Genomic DNA, 18,836 nt, shown 5'->3' with positions numbered 1-18,836 from the left:
CTAATGAGTATACCCAGAGAATATTCTGAGTTTCAACTTTCATTAAATAGCGAAACTCCACCTAAAAACTGGCCAGATAGTTTAAAAGCTTTATGGTTTGATGCGAAAGATGATTGGGAATCTTCACATAACATAGCACAAGACATGTATAATACTATGGGAAGTTGGATACACGCTTATCTTCACCGTAAAGAAGGTGATGAATTTAATGCTGGTTATTGGTATCGTAAAGCAGGAAAACCTTTTCCAAAACTAAGCTTAGCGGAAGAACTCAAAGAAATTGTAGAATACGTACTAAAAAATTAAACGGCAATACTTACTCCATTGGCTACTTTATTTTTAGCATCGTCAAAATAGAAGTCTATTCTACCTAAATTAATGCCATAACAACCTGCTTGGTTTACTAAAATATCGTTGCCTTTTCTATTTTTTACAATGGTTGGTTTGTCTAAAAAAGTATGCGTATGTCCACCAATTATTAAGTCTGTATAATCAGTTTTAGCTGCTAAACCTATATCCGAAGGTCGATTTTCATTTTTATAATCATAACCTATATGCGATAGACAAATAACTAAATCGCAATGGTCTTCTAGTTTTAGTTTACGCTCTATATCTTGAGCAATTTCATAAGGATCTAAATATTTAGTTTCTTGGTATAGCTTTTGAGTTACTAAGCCATCCAAATGAATACCTACCCCATATACGCCAATTTTTAACCCATCAACTTCATAAATATGATATGGCTTCGTATGTCCGTCCATAATAGTATTTGAGAAATCATAATTGGCGGATAACATTTTAAAAGTTGCGTGTGGCATTTGCGCAAGGAGACCTTCTAAACCATTATCAAAGTCATGATTACCAATTGTAGCAGCGTCATATTTTAATTTACTCATCAATTTGAATTCGAGTTCCCCTCCATAAAAGTTGAAGTAGGGGGTGCCTTGAAAAATATCTCCGGCATCAAAAAGTAAGGTGTTAGAATTTTCTTGTCGTATTTGTTCAACTAATGAGGCTCTGCGTGCTAAGCCACCTAGGTTTGGAAATTTGCTATGACTTTTTGGAAAAGCATCAATATGACTGTGAACATCATTAGTATGTAATATAGTAATGTGTTTTTCTAAGTCAGTGTTACAAGCGTTTAAAGAAAGTCCGCCTAAACCAATAAGTGTGCTCGCGGCTGTAGTTTTTTTTATAAATTTTCTTCTTTCCATAACTGTTATAACTTAATAACTCTATTATCTACTGTAGTTTTGATGGTATCTATTTTCTTAAAATAATCAATCATTGAATTTCGAATAGAATAATCAATGTCAGTAAATGACAAGCCATCTTTAAAAAATACCATATTGTCACCTCCGGTTACTAAATAACTGCTGGTTGCCACAAAATAATTTCTATTCGGGTCTAAAGGTGTGCCTTGAATTTTAATTTCTTTTGGCGTATTATTTTTATTAATTGTTATTTGAATACCTGCAACGGGATGTGGACTATCGTAGTCAATTACGTATTGCACTAATTTTTGAATAGATTTGCCACTTAATTCAACAATAATAATGGCGTTTTCAAAAGGCATTACTTCATAAGCTGTTCGCGCTGAAATATTTCCTTTTGATATTATAGAACGTATTCCACCATGGTTAAACAATGCGAAATCTACGGTTTTGCCAGTTCGTGAAGTAAAAATCGGATTCGACTGTTCTAGTAAAATTTCGGCCATTAAATTTCCTAACGAACTATTGTATCGGCCATCACCTTTGCTAAGCATTTTAGGGGTATAAGATAAAGTGCTATCTAAAACCGAATTTATTCTATTGTAATAGGGTTTTATGAAGCTTTCAATTTCAACATCAATGGTAAATGAACTATCGATAGTTATTTCTTTGCCGGCAACAGTATTTAAAGAAGTTTTATTGGGCGAGCAAGATGTAGCTAAACAAATTGTTACAAATACAACAATTTGTTTTATTTTAAAAAAAGTGGACTGTTTATCTTCGTATGAGAATTGCATGTAGAATTCTTTACATTTGTGTGATTGTTCAAAATGTAAAAATACATGTTTAAGGGAATAAAAGATAAATTTAAGCATAGATCGGCAGAAAAATTTCTAAAAGAGGAATTGAGTAAACCGATGCCAGCAGTACAACGTACACAAGGGATAACTTCTTTGGCATGTATAGTTGATTTGGATAATTTTGATGATGCTAATTTGTTTTATGAGTTTGTTGAGGATTATAAATTGCGGCCAAATGCTGTTAAAATAATAGGATACAAGAATTTTTATGATAAGAATTCTCCATATTCAACCCCGGTCTTTTCTGATAAAGACTTAGGCTGGAATGGCGATATTGAGAATAGCTATGTGCATGAATTTTTGAGTAGGGAGTATGATTTATTGGTTAATTATTACAATAGAGAAAGCCTTATGATTCAATTAATGAGCGTAAAAACTAAAGCAAGAGTGCGTGTTGGTTTTAAAGAAGTTGATCAAATATATAACGACATTATTTTGGATTCTCCGTTAAAGGAATTCAAAATTTTTAAGTCAGAACTAAAAAAGTACCTGGGTGTACTAAACGAAATATAATGAAAGAATTGGTAGGAACTGGAGTAGCCTTGGTTACCCCTTTTAATCAAGATTTGTCTATTGACACACAAGCATTAACACGCATAGTTAATTTTTGTATTGATGGTGGTGTAGATTATTTAGTTGTTTTAGGAACAACAGGAGAGTCTGTAACGCTTAACAAGGCAGAGAAGATGCAGGTTATGGATATTGTTGTAGAGGCAAATGCAGGTCGTTTACCACTTGTGTTAGGTATTGGTGGAAATAGTACATATAGAATTGTAGATGAAATAAAGTCTTTTGAATCTGATGATTTTGCTGCTATTCTTTCTGTTTCTCCTTATTATAATAAACCAACACAGGAAGGAATATATCAACATTTTAAAGCGATTTCAGAAGTAACCAACAAGCCTATTATCTTGTATAATGTGCCAGGTAGAACAGGTAGTAATATGTTGCCTGAGACTAGCTTGAGGTTAGCCCATGATTTTGATAATATTATTGGAATTAAAGAGGCTTCGGGTGATATGGTGCAAGTACAAGAAATTATTAAACGGAAACCAGCTGATTTTATGGTGATTTCAGGTGATGATATTACAGCGCTACCAACTGTTTTGGCAGGAGGTTCTGGGGTAATATCGGTATTGGGTCAAGGTGTTCCCGTAGCATTTTCGAATATGATAAATTTTGCTTTAGAAGGAAATGCAGCCAAAGCTTATGAATTACATTATGAACTTCAGGACGGAATGAATTTAATTTTTAATGAAGGAAACCCCGCAGGTATTAAAGGTATTTTTGAGCAATTAGGACTGTCCAATGCAGTGGTGCGTCTACCTTTAATAGAAGCTACACCTAGTTTAAAATCTCAACTTTCTACATTTATTAAGCCCTTTGCAAAGATTACTGCATAAAGACATATCTCAATTTCGAAAGTTAAAGTTTATTAAAATACCCATTTCATTGAAGAAATGGGTCTAAATTCGGTTTTCGAAAATGTTTTTTAAACCCAACTATAATTACTAATTTTGCAAAATGTTTTTAAAAATGAGGCACTTACTTCTTTTTATGTTTGCTATCATCACTTTAGCTTCTTGTAGTGAATACCAAAAGGTACTCAAAAACGAAGATGTTAAGCCAAAGTATGACCTGGCACAAAAATATTATGAAGAAAAAGATTTTAAACGAGCCAACCGTTTGTTCGAACAAATTGCTCCTAAATATGCTGGTAAACCGCAAGGTGAGCGTGTAATGTACTTTTTAGCAGATACCTACTTTCAAAGAAAAGATTACAATATGTCGGGGTATCAATTTGAGCGTTTTTTAAAACAATATCCTAAAAGTGATAAGGTGCCAGAAGCTGCTTTTATGGGAGCTAAAAGTTATTACGAACTTTCACCAAATTATTCACTAGATCAAACAGATACCGATAAGGCCTTAGTAAAGCTACAGAACTTTATTAATACTTTTGGTGAGTCTGAATATTTTGAAGAAGCCAATAAAATGGCGATGGAATTAACAACTAAAAAAGAACGTAAAGCATTTGAAATTGCTAAGCAATATAATAAACTAGGAAAGTTTCAATACGATTTATTGAAAACAGCCGTTGCTGCTTTTGATAATTTTATTTCGGACCATCCGGGATCAATTTATAGAGAAGAAGCACTTTATTACAGAGTTGAAGCCAATGCTAATCTAGCAATGAATAGTTACGATTTTGTAAAAAGACAACGAGTTGAAACAACAAAAACGGCTTATGCCACATTGTTAAAGAATTTTCCTGAAACTGAGTTTGCCGATAAAGCAAATAGTTTAATTGAAAAACTAGACAAAGAGTTAGCTAGTATTCAGAAACCCGCAGATATAAGTGCGAAATAAATTTATTTAATCATGAATATGAACGATTTAAAGAATTCGAATGCAGCGGTTAGTACAACCACCATCAACAAAAATGAGTTTGATGAGAAAACCGACAACATTTACGAAGCAATTTCAATAACTGCTAAAAGAGCTATTCAGATTAATTCTGAAATCAAGAAAGAATTATTAGAAAAGCTTGAAGAATTTGCCACTTATAGTGATAGCTTAGAAGAGGTTTTTGAAAATAAAGAACAAATCGAAGTTTCTAAATTTTACGAAAAATTACCAAAACCACATGCTCTTGCAGTAGAAGAATGGTTAATGGATAAAATATACTATAGAAATACAGAGAAAGATAATTAATAAACGAGTTTTAAAATAAGGCTCATGTTAAGCGGAAAAAATGTCCTTTTAGGAATTACCGGAGGTATTGCTGCTTATAAAACAACCTTTCTCGTTCGTTTACTGATAAAAGCTGGTGCCCAGGTTAAAATTGTTTTAACTGAGAGTGCCAGCTCTTTTGTTTCGCCACTTACCTTAGCAACATTATCTAAAAACCCAGTTTTAACTAATTTCACTCAAACGGATGAAAATAGTGTTGATTGGAACAATCATGTGGAATTAGGACTTTGGGCTGATTTAATGCTAATGGCTCCTGCAACCGCTAATACGCTCTCCAAAATGGCGAATGGAAATTGCGATAATTTATTGCTAGCATCTTATTTGTCAGCAAAATGTCCCGTATATTTTGCGCCAGCCATGGATTTGGACATGTATAAACACCCATCAACAAAATATTCGTTTGAACGATTAGAATCTTTTGGAAATATAATGATTTCCGCTACAGCTGGGGAATTAGCTAGTGGCCTACATGGTGAAGGTAGAATGGCTGAACCAGAAGATATTGTTGCGTTTATAGAAAATCATCTTGCATCTGGATTGCCTTTAAGTGGTAAGAAAGTATTGATTACTGCTGGCCCTACGTACGAAGCTATTGATCCGGTAAGATTTGTTGGAAATCATTCTTCCGGTAAAATGGGATATGAATTAGCAATAAAGGCAGCAGAATTAGGTGCGTCTGTTTTTTTAATTTCTGGTCCATCAAATTTAACTATCCATAACAATCGTATTAAATTAATAAAGGTGGTATCTGCAGAAGAAATGTATGTTGCTGCACATAAATATTTCAATGAAGTTAGTGTGGCTATTGCGGCTGCAGCTGTAGCTGATTATCGTCCTAAAACGGTGGCCAATCAAAAAATAAAGAAATCAGACGAAGATTTAAGTATTGAATTTGTTAAGAATAGGGATATTCTTTTTTCTCTTGGTGAAATTAAAGAACACCAGTTTTTGGTAGGTTTTGCATTGGAAACGGAAAATGAGGTGGAAAATGCTAAAAAGAAGCTTAAAAAGAAAAATCTTGATGCTATTGTACTCAATTCATTAAACGATGCTGGAGCAGGCTTTGGTAAGCCTACAAACAAAATTACCTTTATAGATAAGAATTTAACGATTAAAGCGTTTGAACTAAAGACGAAGGCTGAAGTAGCAGTCGATATTTGGGGCGAAATCGTAAATCGAATTCATGCGTAAATTAATTTTCACATTTCTTTTTTTGTGTTTTGTACTTGTTGCTCATGCACAAGAGCTTAATTGTACGGTAACCATCAATTCTGATCAGGTATCACAAACTAATCAGCAAATTTTTAAAACCTTAGAGCGAGCACTGAATGATTTTGTCAATAAGACAAAGTGGACGAATAGAGTGTACAAAGAAAATGAACGTGTAAATGGTCAAATGTTTATTACCATTACCGATTACGATTCAAATCAATTTAAGGGAAATATTCAAATTCAATCATCACGCCCAGTATACAATACTTCTTACGAAAGTCCCGTATTCAATTATAAAGACAATCAGTTCAATTTTGAATATATAGAGTTTCAGCCTTTAATTTTCAATGAAAATTCATTTGAAGGAAACCTTACGAGTGTAATTGCATATTACGCTTATATAATTCTTGGATTAGATGCTGACACTTTTTCTTTAGAAGGCGGAAATGATGATTTTAGAACGGCACAGAAAATTGTTACGCAAGCGCAAGGAAATAATTCAGCTGGTTGGAGTCAGTCTAGTAATCGTGGTCGTTTTGAATTGATAGACAATTTATTATCAAATACATATCGCGAATATCGCATTGCAATGTATCAGTATCATAGAAAAGGTTTAGATGTGTTTGGCGATAATAATTCGACTGGAAAAGAACAGATAGCAGGGGTTATGCGTTTGTTTGAAACCATAACCAAGAGAAGACCTAATGCCTTTTTAATCACTACTTTTTTTGATGCGAAGTCTGAGGAAATTCAGAATATATTTTCTGATGGACCCAAGTATGATGTTGTGAGCTTAAAGAAGACCTTAAATAGTATTGCACCACTTTATTCTAGTACTTGGAATGATATTAAATACTGATATCACAAGAACATCATAATTTCTATTGCTTTGTATATCTTTGTTCCTATTAAAGAGAACAAAAGTGTTAAGCAATCTTTCCATAAAAAATTACGCCTTAATTGATCAGTTAAACGTTGCGTTTAATTCAGGTTTTACATGTATTACTGGAGAAACCGGAGCTGGAAAATCTATATTATTAGGTGGGTTGTCGTTAGTATTAGGTAAAAGAGCTGACCTTTCTACACTACGAGATAAAGACCAAAAGTGTATTATAGAAGCAGAATTTGGCATAGATAAGTATGATTTAAAATCATTTTTTAAAACATTCGATTTAGATTTTGAAAAGCTAACGATAATACGACGTGAGATTCATCCTAGTGGAAAATCGAGAGCTTTTATTAATGATACTCCAGTAACATTAGATGTACTCTCAAAATTGGGAAATAGACTAATTGATGTACACTCACAACATCAAACATTACAATTGGCTGATAACGATTTTCAGTTAAAAATGTTAGATGCTCTAGCTGAAAATCAAAAATTATTAATTACCTACTCCATAGCATTACAAGCTTACAATAAAACTTCAGTAGATCTTACGGAACTTGTTGATATTCAGAATAATGCAAATAAAGAGTTAGACTACAATAGTTTCTTGTTGTCTGAACTTCAGGAGGTTACCTTGGAAACTGGAATTCAAGAAGAACTCGAATCTCAATTTGAGCAATTGAATAATGTTGAAACCATTACGGAAGAACTTTCTAAAAGTCATCAAATACTTAATGATGATCAAATTGGAGTGGTAACAATGCTAAGTCAATTAAAACAAATTGCAGGTAAATTGACTGAATTTGGTAATGGTTATTCGGAATTATATGAGCGTATTAATTCTGTTTTTATTGAATTGGACGATATTTCTTCTGAGTTAGAAAGCCTACAAGATAATGTAGAAGCCAATCCTCAACTATTAGAAGAGATAAACGGAAAACTACAACGACTCTACGATTTACAGAAAAAACACGGGGTTTTAGAGATTTCAGAATTAATTGCTATTCGTGAAGAGCTGTCTGAAAAAGTGGGAATTACAGAAAATATTGAAGAACAAATAAGAGAAAAAGAAAGTCTTCTTAAAGCTCAAGAACAAAAATTGGATAGCTTGGCAGTTAAAATTAGAGAACGAAGAAGAAAAATAATTCCAAATTTAAAGAAGCAACTTATTGAAAAGCTGACTATTCTTGGAATGCCCAGCGTGTCGTTTAAAATTGAAGTTAATGCTTCAGAAAACTTTAAAACTTCAGGTAAAGACAATCTAATATTTCTTTTTGCAGCAAATAAAGGGAGTAACTATGGTGAACTTAAAAAGGTAGCTTCTGGTGGTGAACTTTCTAGAATTATGCTGACTATAAAGTCGATATTGGCAAAATACGAACGATTACCAACCATGATGTTTGATGAAATAGATAGTGGTGTTTCTGGCGAGATATCAAATAAAATGGGTGATATTATGTTAGAAATGAGTAAAACCATGCAAGTATTTTCAATAACTCATTTACCACAAGTAGCTTCTAAAGGAAACCAGCATTACAAAGTTTTTAAACAAGAGGAAGCCAACGCAACTAAAACACAATTACGAAAACTTACGAATGACGAACGCATTGTGGAGTTAGCCGAAATGTTAGGAGGCAAGGATTTATCAGATTCTGCATTAGCGCATGCAAAACAGTTGCTCAACTAAGTTGAATCAGAAACTTTGATTATCGTTTGTCATTTTTTACCCAACCATTTTTTTAATTTTACTGCCAACTTTTTTAAATATCTTTGGCAAACTTAATACTAGAAAACACTGTATATGTCTTATAATCTTCTCAAGGGAAAAAAAGGAATTATTTTTGGAGCATTAGATGAGAATTCAATTGCTTGGAAAACAGCAGAACGTGTGCATGAAGAAGGAGGTACTTTTGTATTAACTAATGCCCCCATAGCGATGCGGATGGGGCAAATTAAAAAATTGGCAGAAGATACTGGTTCACAAATTATTCCTGCTGATGCTACTCTTGAGGAAGATTTGGATAACTTGGTTGAAAAATCTTTAGAGATTTTAGGTGGAAAAATTGATTTTGTGTTGCACGCTATTGGCATGTCGGTTAATGTGCGTAAAGGTCGTGCTTATACTGATGAGAAATACGATTTTACGCAAAAAGGCTGGGATGTTTCGGCATTGTCTTTTCATAAAATGATGCAGAGTTTATACAAAGCCGATGCTATGAGTGAATGGGGAAGTATTGTAGGTTTGACTTATATGGCAGCCCAAAGAACTTTTCCTGATTATAACGATATGGCAGATAATAAAGCTTATTTAGAATCTGTTGCTCGTAGTTTTGGTTATTTCTTTGGAAAAGAGAAAAAGGTACGTGTGAATACAATTTCTCAATCTCCTACGGCTACAACAGCTGGACAAGGGATTAAAGGCTTTGATGGATTTATTAGTTACGCTGAAAAAATGTCTCCGTTAGGAAATGCCACGGCTTTGGAATGCGCAGATTATACCATTACTTTATTTTCTGATTTAACTAAAAAAGTGACCATGCAGAATTTATTTCATGATGGAGGCTTTTCAAATACAGGTGTAAGTCAGGAAGTAATTGATAAATTTTCTTAAATAGTAAAAGTTATTTCTCTTAAGTAAGAGGAGTTTTTTTCATCATCCGAATCTATAATAAGAGCAAATAGATTATGAACCTCTCTTTTTCATTTGTAATTCCTGTTTATAATAGGCCTGATGAAATTCGTGAGCTCCTCGATAGTATTACTTTACAAACGTATGATAAACCATTCGAAATTGTAATTGTTGAAGATGGTTCTACGCTAAAATCTAAAGATGTTATATCGGAGTTCTCTAATCGTTTGCATATATCATATTTCGAAAAAAATAATTCAGGTCCCGGGCCTTCTCGTAATTACGGAATGGAAAGGGCTAAAGGAAATTATTTCGTAATCTTAGATTCAGACTGTATTCTTCCACGGCAGTATTTGACTGAAGTAGATAAGGCATTAAATGATAAATATGTAGCTTGTTTTGGCGGACCAGATGCGGCCCATGAATCTTTTACTGCCGTACAAAAAGCGATAAATTTTTCCATGACTTCCCTTTTAACAACAGGTGGAATACGTGGTAAAAAGGCTGCTGTAGGTAAATTTCAACCTAGAAGTTTTAATATGGGAATTTCAAAAGAAGTTTTTGAAAAAGTAGGTGGTTTTGGTAAAATTCACCCTGGTGAGGATCCGGACCTAACTTTTAGAATTTGGAAAGCAGGATTTGAAACCAAATTGTTGCCTAAAGCTTTTGTTTATCATAAACGAAGAATTGATTGGAGTAAGTTTTACTCGCAAGTAAATAAATTTGGTATGGTCAGGCCAATTTTAAATAAATGGCATCCAGAAACAGCTAAAATAACTTATTGGTTTCCTACTGTTTTCTGTATAGCATTTTTGGTCTCTTTAGTATTATACTTTTTAGGCATACAATTGCCATTATGGTTCTTTGGAGTGTACTTTGTTCTAATATTTGTAGATTCTATTGTAAGGAACAGGAGTATTAGTATCGCGGTATTGTCAATTTTTGCAGTAGTAGTTCAATTTATTGGATATGGTTTTGGTTTTTTAAAATCAACCTTCTTAGTTAACTTTAGCAAACGAAAAGCACAAGATATATTTCCGAATTTATTTTTTAAATAATAAGAATTGTCAAATTTCTTCAAAAACAGAATTAATAAACGAAAAGCAAAAGTGTTTGTGCTTTTTGTACTGGCATCTGGATTGATATGGTTTTTGAGCACTTTATCGGAAACCTATTCTGCTAAAGCTACTTTTAAAATTGATTATATTAATTCAAATAAGAGTTTAAAACTAAAAAAAGCATTTACAGATAGGGTAGCGGTTAAATTAAAAACGGGGGGCTTTAAGTTTCTTGGTTTTAATCTACAAAAGAAAGCTATTCAATTGGATTTAGCAGGAGTGCAAAAAAGTAACGATACATATTTTTTAGCTCCTAGCGATTATAGAGCTCAGATTGAAAAACAATTGCCAAATTCAATGGTTTTGGTAGAAATGGCTACGGATACTTTGTTTTTTGACTTCCTAGAAATGACTACAAAAGAAATTCCAATAGCTAGGAATATAAAGGTTGGTCTTGCTCATAATCATATGTTAGAAGGCGAGATAACAATAGAACCTTCTGAAATTAAGATATTCGGACCAAAAGATGAAATAGATTCTATTGAAGTAATACATGTTGTTGATAATTCACTAAATGAATTGGCTGCTAATTTTAATAAGAAAGTAGCATTATTTAAGTCACAGGAACTAGTAAATACTAGTTATTCTGTAGATGTGGTTCAGGTTACTGGTAAGGTATCTAAATTTTCAGAAAGGCTTATCGACGTTCCTATAGAAGTAATAAATTTGCCAGAGGATAAGCTAATTCGCACTTTTCCCGATATTGTATCTGTGTTGTGTAAAGCTAAGATATTGGAACTAAAGGAGCTTAAGGTTGCTGATTTTAAAGTTGTTGCAGATTATTCGAAATTAAGTAGTAATCGATCAAATGAAATGGAGCTACAATTAGTGAAGAAACCAAAAGAAATATTTAGCGCAACCTTAATGGAGACAAAAGTTGAATATATTTTGAATACACAATGATTTTAATTGGTTTGACAGGAGGTATTGGTAGTGGTAAAACAACTGTTGCCAAAATTTTTAAAAAATTAGGAGTACCTGTTTATAATTCTGATAAGGAGGCAAAAAAGTTGATGAACTCTTCCAAAGAATTACGTAATTCAATAAAAGAGCTCTTTGGGAAAGAAGCGTACAAGAAAAAGAAACTGAATCGTTCTTTTATTGCTGAAAAGGTTTTTAACAATAGAGAATTACTGCAAAAATTAAACTCCATTGTACACCCTGCTGTTCGTGAACATTTTAAAGATTGGACAACTAAACAAGAATCTTCTTATGTAATTCAGGAGGCTGCCATCATTTTTGAGCAAAATAACCAAGATTTTTATGATAAAGTGATTTTAGTTACTGCACCTAAAGCTGTTAGAATTGAGCGTGTTTTGCAAAGAGATCCAAATCAAGATAAGGCTCAAATTGAGCGAAGAATGGCAAACCAATTGTCTGATAGAGAAAAAATTGAACTTTCAGATTACGTCATTGAAAATATAGACCTCAAAACTACGGAGCAACGCGTTTTGGCTTTACATAACATTTTTTGTGCTTGAAGCTCGTAAATAGCAGGAGATTCAGCTTTATTGTTAAGTTTAGGTTAAACCAAAGAAGTACTATTTGTTAAATTTCTAAATTTACACCCAGATGAATAAGAGGTTGTTTGTGCTTTTGGTGATTTTGATGAGCCTCTCGTTAATTGGAATCATCTTTGTTCAGGTTTTTTGGATTAAAAAATCGATAGAAGATAAGGAAGAACAGTTTTCCAATACGGTTTCAGAGGTCATCAATCGAGTTACTAATAAGATTGAAAAGAGAGAACAGAAAAATTATTCTGACCGCTACTTTAATTTAAAGGATAGTATTGGCGAATTAAAAAGTTCTCAACTAAGCAATATTTTATTTATTGACCGCGATGAAAATTCGAATGAAATACGCTTGTATCAGCATGGTATTTTAGAAGAAGATTATAATATCGCATCTACGTTCTTTGATTTTGGTAATGGTAGTGATAGTAGTACAATACGGAATTTTACTAGTAAACGAACAACTACAATTTTAAAAGAAGATTTTGATCTGGACGGAAATCGAATGCGATTAAGTCCTGTTCAAACTTTACAAAAAATTGGAGGGCTATCTTCTATTGAGAAAGCACAGTGGGAAGATATGTTTAGTGAAATAGCTAAAAAAGTTCCAGTACATAAACGTGTGTCAAAGCAAGAAATTGAATTGTTGCTAGAGCGCGAACTGGAAAATCATAATTTAGACGTTGCTTTTGAATATGGGGTTTACAGCAAAGGTTTGCCTACAAAGGTGAAATCTAGAAAATTTAAACCTTCAGAGTCTACATCGTATAAGGCTCCTATATTTAGAGATAGTGAGGGTAATACCGATTTTTCCTTACTGATTAATTTTCCAAAAAAAGAAGGATTTTTATTCAGTTCAATCTTAGGAATGGCATTTTTATCATTCTTATTTACGTTGGTAATATTAGTAGCTTATGCTGGGGCGATTTATCAATTAATACGTCAAAAACAGATTTCTGAAATTAAATCAGATTTCATAAATAATATGACGCATGAGTTTAAAACGCCTATTGCGACTATTAATTTAGCAGTTGAAGCAATAAGAAATCCAAAAATAATGGGTGATAAAGAAAAGACTTTGCGTTATCTAGAAATGATAAGAGATGAGAATAAAAGAATGCATGCTCAGGTTGAAAATGTGTTGCGAATCTCAAGATTAGAAAAGAATCAACTAGATATAAGTAAGGATAGGGTAGATGTGCACGACATAATTACTGATGCTATCGCCCATGTAGAATTAATAGTAGAAGACAGAGGAGGATATATTAAGACGCATTTAAATGCTGGTAGAGCAGAAGTTTTAGCAAATGAGATGCACTTTACAAATGTAATAGTTAATGTGCTTGATAATGCAGTAAAATATTCCCCTGAGGCACCGAAAATAGATGTCTATACAGAAGTTGCCAATAATAGTATTATTATAAAAGTAAAAGATCAAGGAGCCGGAATGAGCAAGGCTGTATTGAAAAAGGTATTTGAAAAATTTTATCGGGAACATACCGGTAACATACATAACGTAAAAGGACATGGTTTAGGATTGTCCTACGTAAAACGAATTATAGATGATCACCAAGGTGAGGTGTATGCAGAAAGTGAAAAGGATAAAGGAAGCACATTCTTCATAAAATTACCGTTAATTTAAATAATTATGGAAACAGTAAACAAGAAGATTCTATTAGTTGAAGATGATCCAAATTTTGGTATCGTATTAAAAGATTATCTATCAATGAATGATTTCGACGTCACTTTGGCGAAAAATGGAATGGAAGGATTTGAGAAATTCAAGAAAGACAACTATGATGTTTGTATTCTTGATGTGATGATGCCATACAAAGATGGATTTACATTAGCTAAGGAAATTAGGGAGAAGAATGAAGAAGTTCCTATTGTATTTTTGACAGCTAAAACCATGAAAGAAGATGTATTAAAGGGTTATAAAGCGGGAGCTGATGACTACCTTAATAAACCTTTTGATTCTGAGGTGTTGTTAGTAAAATTAAAGGCGATTATTCAACGTAAATCATCAAACACCCTGGCAGATAGTAAGAAATTTGAATTTGAGGTTGGTAACTTCCATTTAAATTCAAAACTTAGATTCTTAAAGTATAAAGATGAAGAAACTATAAAATTGTCACCAAAGGAAAACGATTTATTGCGTCTTTTAGCTTTACATGAAAACGATTTAATGCCGAGAGAATTAGCTTTAACGAAAATATGGCGCGATGATAACTACTTTACTTCTCGAAGTATGGATGTATACATTGCTAAGCTTAGAAAATATTTAAAGCGAGATGATACAGTCGAAATTTTAAACATACATGGTGAAGGTTTCCGATTGGTTGTGAAAACTGAAAGTGAATAATAATAAATAGAATTATTTAAAAAGGCATTCCAATTTTGGAATGCCTTTTTTATTACAGCTGTTTTAGAATATTTTGCACTATTTCTTCTGGAGTACCTATAATGGAAACTGAAGTTGCTGTTTTAGGAGGTTCAAGAGTTTCAAATTGAGATTTTAGTAACCCCGCAGGCATAAAATGGCCTTTTCTGGCTTGCATTCTTTCGTTGATTTCATCAAAAGTTCCTTCTAAATAGATAAACTGCATGGCATCATTTATTGATGTACGAAGTATGTCTCTATATTGCTCTTTTAATGCTGAACAAGCTATTATCGCTCCTTTATTTCTATGATTAATTGCTAGTTTATTTAAAGCTTGTAACCAAGCTTGTCGATCTCCATCGTTTAATGGGTGACCTTTAGACATTTTAAGGACATTCTCTTCTGGGTGAAAATCATCTCCATCAAAATAAGGTAAGTCTAACTTCTTCGCCAATAACTGACTTATAGTAGATTTACCACAACCAGAAACACCCATTACAATGTAAACCTTGATATTATTCATTTAACTTACTTTTAATCTTCGCTATAACATCTTTTTTATCGTAGTCAAAATTAACCCATATAGTATCTTCATTCTTCTTAAACCACGTCATCTGTCTTTTAGCAAATCTTCGCGTATTCTTTTTTATTTCAGCCACCGCGAAATCTAAATCCCATACCTTATCAAAATAATTAAATAATTCTTTGTAACCTACTGTTTGTAAAGCATTTAGGTGTTTGTTTGTTAATAATGATTTTACTTCTTCTAATAAACCTGAATCCATCATAATGTCAACACGCTTATTTATTCTATCATATACTATTTCGCGTTCCGCTTTAAGTCCAACTGTAATGGTATTGAAGGTTCTTATTTTCTTTTTTTTATTTAAAAAAGAGGAGTACGGTTTGCCTGTTCCAATACATATTTCTAAAGCTCGAATTAATCGATGCGGATTGTTTAAATCAATATTATTCGTGTGTATGGGGTCTTTTTCTTTTAGTTCTGCCTGAAGTGCTTCAATGCCTTCTTTTTTTATTCTACCATTAAGCTCATTACGTATTTCTGGAGCTATTTTTGGAAAGTTATCTAAACCTTTGGTAATTGCGTCAACATAAAGTCCACTACCACCAACAAGAATTAGTACATCCGTTTTTTTAAACAATTTTTCTAATAATGCTATACCTTCTTTTTCAAAATCACCAACAGAATAAGGTTCAAATATACTTTTATGTTGGATAAAATGATGCGGTGCTGCTCCTAATTCATCAACAGAAGGCACGGCAGTACCAATGGACATTTCTTTATAAAATTGCCGAGAATCTGCAGAAATTATTTCCGTATTAAAATGTTGGGCTAGGCTTATTGCTAATTTTGTTTTACCAATTGCAGTTTGCCCTACTACAGAAATAAGCGTTTTAGTGCTCATTAATCTTCCGTTAGTTTACAACCACATTTTCGGCAATATTCAGCATCCATGCTCATAATATGAGCTCCACAATCTTGACAAGAGCTTCCATTAATCTCTTTGTCTTTATCGTCTTTAGTTGCATATTCTGCTGATACTATTCCGGTTGGTACGGCGATTATTCCATAACCAATTATCATTATAAAGGTTGCGATAAACTGACCTAAGGATGTTTCTGGTGAGATATCCCCATAACCCACTGTTGTTAGTGTTACTATAGTCCAATAAATACTATGCGGAATACTTTCAAAACCGTGTTCAGGTCCTTCTACTAAATACATTATGGTTCCTAATAATACAGCTACTATTAAGACAAAAAATACGAAAACAAATATTTTCGTTCGACTAGCTTTTAATGCCCGAATAAGATTGTTGGATTCACCTACAAAACGAACCAACTTTAATATTCTAAATACTCTTAATAATCGTAGTGCTCTAAATGCAGTTATATATTGAGATCCAACTACGAAATAAGATAAATATTTAGGTATCGTTGAGAGAAAATCTACAATGCCAAAGAAACTAAAAACATACTTTTTGGGTTTGTTGATACAGATTATACGCAAAATATACTCGATGGTAAAAAGAATGGTAACTACCCATTCAGAAGTATCAAGAAAACGATGGTATTTAACGTCAAATCTCGGCAAACTCTCCAACATTACAATGATAACACTGTAGACAATTAAAATCAATAAAGCTATGTCAAAAAGTTTTCCAGCCGGAGTATGCGTACCGTAGATAATCTCGTGTAGCTTTGCTCTCCAACCATGTGTCCTTGCACTAGTTTCCATAATTATGGATTTAATTCAACAATCTTGTGGTTGCCCTTTTTTCTTAGGTGTGATGTAATAAAATGATTGGTGTTTGCATCTCCTCTTGCTGGTGTAATAATTGATTCTAAGATATGAATATTATTTATTTGATGGTTTAATTCACAATATCCATATCCTTTATAGGTGCCATCTTTAATATAAACAACGCTTTGTTCTCCGATTTCTCGGCCTTTATCTAGGATAATTACCGAGCGATTGCCAATACTATATTTTAATAGTAATGTCTCAATTTCTGAATTATAATTTACAATGTCTTTTTGGTCAGTAGTAATTTCATTACTAATTTTTTGCAAGAAACTAGCACCGGACTCAGTGCCATTAAAAGTAATAATTGGTTTTGAGTTATTATAAAGCATATTCATTTTTAAATGTAATACACCTTTATCATCTTTTTCCTTATAAATACCGTGGGTAAAAAGTTTTCCTTTTGGCTGATTGTATCGCGGTCGAATACGTTTTAATTCTTCGTATTCTTTTAATTGGGCTATTAATTCACTTCCCGTTTTTTCAAAAGTTACCTTTCGTGTTTCTTTCTGCAGTTTTCGCGCTCTTGAACCAGGCTTTATAAATTGTTGATTTACTCTCTTTTTAATATTGTTTGACCTAGACAGGTAAATAATCTCTCCATCTTTATTGTGCATATAAAAAGTGCCAGTAGCGCTTGGTAACGATTCTACTATGTCCAACAGTCGTTCGGAAAGTTCGCCGGTACTAGCCTCTCTAAGTACTGTTTTTATAATGTCCTTTTCAGAATCTTTAGCCAATAAAAGTTTGAACAATTTTAAAGTTGCCAAAGCATCTCCATTGGCTCTGTGTCTATCACTAACTGCAATTCCTAATGAGCGAACTAGTTTTCCTAAACTGTGTGATTCGGCATCAGGCAATAATTTTTTAGATAAATCTACCGTACAAATCGTTTTTCTTTCATAGGCATAACCAAGTCTGCGAAATTCCGTTCTTAATATTCTGTAGTCGAATTGTGCGTTATGAGCTACAAGAACAGTGTCTTCTGTAATTTCAACAATACGTTTAGCAACTTCATGAAATTTGGGTGCAGATTGTAACATCTTATTGTTGATCCCTGTTAATTTTACAACAAAAGGTTGAATGTCTTTTTCGGGATTTACAAGACTAATAAATTTATCAACTACTTCATGGCCGTCGAATTTGTGAATAGCAATTTCTGTGATGCCTTCTTCATTGTATTTTCCGCCCGTTGTCTCTATATCAAGAACTGTATACATATATTTTTTATCAGACAGCTGGCTTGTTAAACCGCTTAAGTCTAGTGGTAATTTCTCGATCCAAAGATACTACTTCCAACGCGGATCATTGTGCTGCCTTCTTCAATAGCCAATTGATAGTCGCCACTCATACCCATGGAAAGTATAGAAATGTCTGGTAATGTGTTTTTTAGACTGTTAAAAATGGATTTCAATGTGCTGAATTCTTTGCGGACTTGAGATTGATTATCAGTAAAAGTTGCCATACCCATTAGTCCAACAATACGGATATTTTCTAACTTATTTAATTCCCCAGAAATTATAATTTCTTCGACTTCTTCTTGGTCAAGTCCAAACTTAGTGTCTTCTTCAGCAATGTGAATTTGGAATAAACAGTCGATTATGCGATTATGCTTTACGGCTTGTTTGTTTATCTCCTTTAATAAGCGCAAACTATCTACACCATGAATTAGTGAAACAAATTCAGCCATGTACTTAACCTTGTTTCGTTGTAAATGACCAATCATATGCCATTCAATATCCTTAGGTAAGACTTCCCATTTTTGAACCATTTCTTGAACCTTATTCTCTCCAAATATTCTTTGGCCAGTTTCATATGCTTCTATTATTGCTTCATTTGGTTTTGTTTTTGAAACAGCAACCAATGTTACATTTTCAGGTATACTAGTGCGTATTTCAGCAAGATTTTTTTTAATCGACATTTTTATTTTTTTATGCTAAATCAAT

Annotated in this window: 21 protein-coding genes; 14 read left to right on the top strand and 7 right to left on the bottom strand. The window is 33.0% G+C overall.

Features of this window, described 5'->3' with window-relative positions:
• Nucleotides 1-3: 3 nt before the first annotated feature.
• A complete protein-coding gene (locus ABJF52_RS11140) occupies nucleotides 4-306 on the top strand; it encodes a hypothetical protein (RefSeq protein ID WP_348150030.1) in 303 nt (100 codons plus the stop codon).
• On the opposite strand, the gene ABJF52_RS11135 is transcribed toward ABJF52_RS11140, so the two are convergent.
• Together ABJF52_RS11135 and ABJF52_RS11130 are read right to left on the bottom strand one after the other, a co-directional pair.
• Entirely contained in the window at nucleotides 303-1,214 is a 912-nt protein-coding gene (locus ABJF52_RS11135) for a metallophosphatase (RefSeq protein WP_348150028.1), read from the bottom strand. The genes ABJF52_RS11140 and ABJF52_RS11135 overlap by 4 nt on opposite strands.
• A 5-nt stretch (nucleotides 1,215-1,219) precedes the next feature.
• Entirely contained in the window at nucleotides 1,220-2,011 is a 792-nt protein-coding gene (locus ABJF52_RS11130; RefSeq protein ID WP_348150026.1) for a 5'-nucleotidase, read from the bottom strand.
• A gap of 45 nt (nucleotides 2,012-2,056) precedes the next feature.
• On the opposite strand from ABJF52_RS11130, the gene ABJF52_RS11125 reads away from it, so the two are divergent.
• The 13 genes from ABJF52_RS11125 (at nucleotide 2,057) to ABJF52_RS11065 (ending at nucleotide 14,546) form a co-directional block, all read left to right on the top strand.
• On the top strand, nucleotides 2,057-2,587 hold the full coding sequence (locus ABJF52_RS11125) for a hypothetical protein (protein ID WP_348150025.1): 531 nt from the start codon (nucleotides 2,057-2,059) through the stop codon (nucleotides 2,585-2,587).
• A complete protein-coding gene (gene dapA, locus ABJF52_RS11120) occupies nucleotides 2,587-3,477 on the top strand; it encodes a 4-hydroxy-tetrahydrodipicolinate synthase (RefSeq protein WP_348150023.1) in 891 nt (296 codons plus the stop codon). Before ABJF52_RS11125 ends, dapA begins: the two co-directional genes overlap by 1 nt.
• 133 nt (nucleotides 3,478-3,610) lie before the next feature.
• A complete protein-coding gene (gene bamD / locus ABJF52_RS11115) occupies nucleotides 3,611-4,441 on the top strand; it encodes an outer membrane protein assembly factor BamD (protein WP_348150021.1) in 831 nt (276 codons plus the stop codon).
• A 12-nt stretch (nucleotides 4,442-4,453) separates the two neighbouring features.
• Nucleotides 4,454-4,786, top strand: coding sequence for a DNA-directed RNA polymerase subunit omega (locus tag ABJF52_RS11110; RefSeq protein WP_348150020.1), 333 nt, complete (start codon nucleotides 4,454-4,456; stop codon nucleotides 4,784-4,786).
• Between the two features lie 24 nt (nucleotides 4,787-4,810).
• Complete coding sequence (coaBC, locus tag ABJF52_RS11105) at nucleotides 4,811-6,016, top strand: bifunctional phosphopantothenoylcysteine decarboxylase/phosphopantothenate--cysteine ligase CoaBC (protein ID WP_348150018.1); 1,206 nt, start codon at nucleotides 4,811-4,813, stop codon at nucleotides 6,014-6,016.
• Nucleotides 6,009-6,896, top strand: coding sequence for a DUF4835 family protein (locus ABJF52_RS11100; RefSeq protein WP_348150016.1), 888 nt, complete (start codon nucleotides 6,009-6,011; stop codon nucleotides 6,894-6,896). Before coaBC ends, ABJF52_RS11100 begins: the two co-directional genes overlap by 8 nt.
• Nucleotides 6,897-6,960: 64 nt before the next feature.
• The gene (gene recN / locus ABJF52_RS11095) at nucleotides 6,961-8,613 is read left to right on the top strand and encodes a DNA repair protein RecN (protein WP_348150014.1); all 1,653 of its coding nucleotides are present in this window, start codon (nucleotides 6,961-6,963) and stop codon (nucleotides 8,611-8,613) included.
• 114 nt (nucleotides 8,614-8,727) lie between these two features.
• Nucleotides 8,728-9,537, top strand: a complete 810-nt coding sequence (locus ABJF52_RS11090; protein WP_348150012.1) for an SDR family oxidoreductase — start codon at nucleotides 8,728-8,730, stop codon at nucleotides 9,535-9,537.
• A gap of 74 nt (nucleotides 9,538-9,611) precedes the next feature.
• On the top strand, nucleotides 9,612-10,613 hold the full coding sequence (locus ABJF52_RS11085) for a glycosyltransferase (RefSeq protein ID WP_348150010.1): 1,002 nt from the start codon (nucleotides 9,612-9,614) through the stop codon (nucleotides 10,611-10,613).
• A gap of 6 nt (nucleotides 10,614-10,619) precedes the next feature.
• Nucleotides 10,620-11,576 carry a YbbR-like domain-containing protein gene (locus tag ABJF52_RS11080; protein WP_348150008.1) on the top strand — a complete coding sequence of 319 codons (957 nt, stop codon included), beginning with the start codon at nucleotides 10,620-10,622 and terminating at the stop codon, nucleotides 11,574-11,576.
• Entirely contained in the window at nucleotides 11,573-12,154 is a 582-nt protein-coding gene (gene coaE / locus ABJF52_RS11075) for a dephospho-CoA kinase (RefSeq protein WP_348150006.1), read from the top strand. Before ABJF52_RS11080 ends, coaE begins: the two co-directional genes overlap by 4 nt.
• Nucleotides 12,155-12,245: 91 nt before the next feature.
• Entirely contained in the window at nucleotides 12,246-13,826 is a 1,581-nt protein-coding gene (locus ABJF52_RS11070) for a HAMP domain-containing sensor histidine kinase (protein WP_348150004.1), read from the top strand.
• A gap of 6 nt (nucleotides 13,827-13,832) precedes the next feature.
• Nucleotides 13,833-14,546: a response regulator transcription factor gene (locus tag ABJF52_RS11065; RefSeq protein WP_153754951.1), complete on the top strand. Its 714-nt coding sequence runs from the start codon at nucleotides 13,833-13,835 to the stop codon at nucleotides 14,544-14,546.
• A 52-nt stretch (nucleotides 14,547-14,598) separates the two neighbouring features.
• On the opposite strand, the gene ABJF52_RS11060 is transcribed toward ABJF52_RS11065, so the two are convergent.
• From ABJF52_RS11060 to ABJF52_RS11040, 5 genes are read right to left on the bottom strand one after another with little or no spacing between them, the layout of a single operon-like run.
• Nucleotides 14,599-15,087 (bottom strand): gluconokinase, encoded by a 489-nt coding sequence (locus ABJF52_RS11060; protein WP_348150002.1) that lies wholly within the window; start codon nucleotides 15,085-15,087, stop codon nucleotides 14,599-14,601.
• Complete coding sequence (gene miaA, locus ABJF52_RS11055; RefSeq protein ID WP_348150001.1) at nucleotides 15,080-15,991, bottom strand: tRNA (adenosine(37)-N6)-dimethylallyltransferase MiaA; 912 nt, start codon at nucleotides 15,989-15,991, stop codon at nucleotides 15,080-15,082. Before miaA ends, ABJF52_RS11060 begins: the two co-directional genes overlap by 8 nt.
• Nucleotides 15,991-16,824, bottom strand: coding sequence for an ion transporter (locus ABJF52_RS11050; RefSeq protein ID WP_348149999.1), 834 nt, complete (start codon nucleotides 16,822-16,824; stop codon nucleotides 15,991-15,993). The genes miaA and ABJF52_RS11050 overlap by 1 nt, the downstream gene beginning before the upstream one ends.
• A gap of 2 nt (nucleotides 16,825-16,826) precedes the next feature.
• Complete coding sequence (locus tag ABJF52_RS11045; RefSeq protein ID WP_348149997.1) at nucleotides 16,827-18,110, bottom strand: exonuclease domain-containing protein; 1,284 nt, start codon at nucleotides 18,108-18,110, stop codon at nucleotides 16,827-16,829.
• A gap of 41 nt (nucleotides 18,111-18,151) precedes the next feature.
• A complete protein-coding gene (locus tag ABJF52_RS11040) occupies nucleotides 18,152-18,811 on the bottom strand; it encodes a YggS family pyridoxal phosphate-dependent enzyme (RefSeq protein ID WP_348149995.1) in 660 nt (219 codons plus the stop codon).
• Nucleotides 18,812-18,836 lie beyond the last annotated feature (25 nt).

Source organism: Aurantibacter sp., assembly GCF_039941195.1.
Taxonomy (GTDB): domain Bacteria; phylum Bacteroidota; class Bacteroidia; order Flavobacteriales; family Flavobacteriaceae; genus Aurantibacter_A.
The sequence above is the reverse complement of the archived record's forward strand: the minus strand, read 5'-3'. Positions and strand labels throughout refer to the sequence as shown.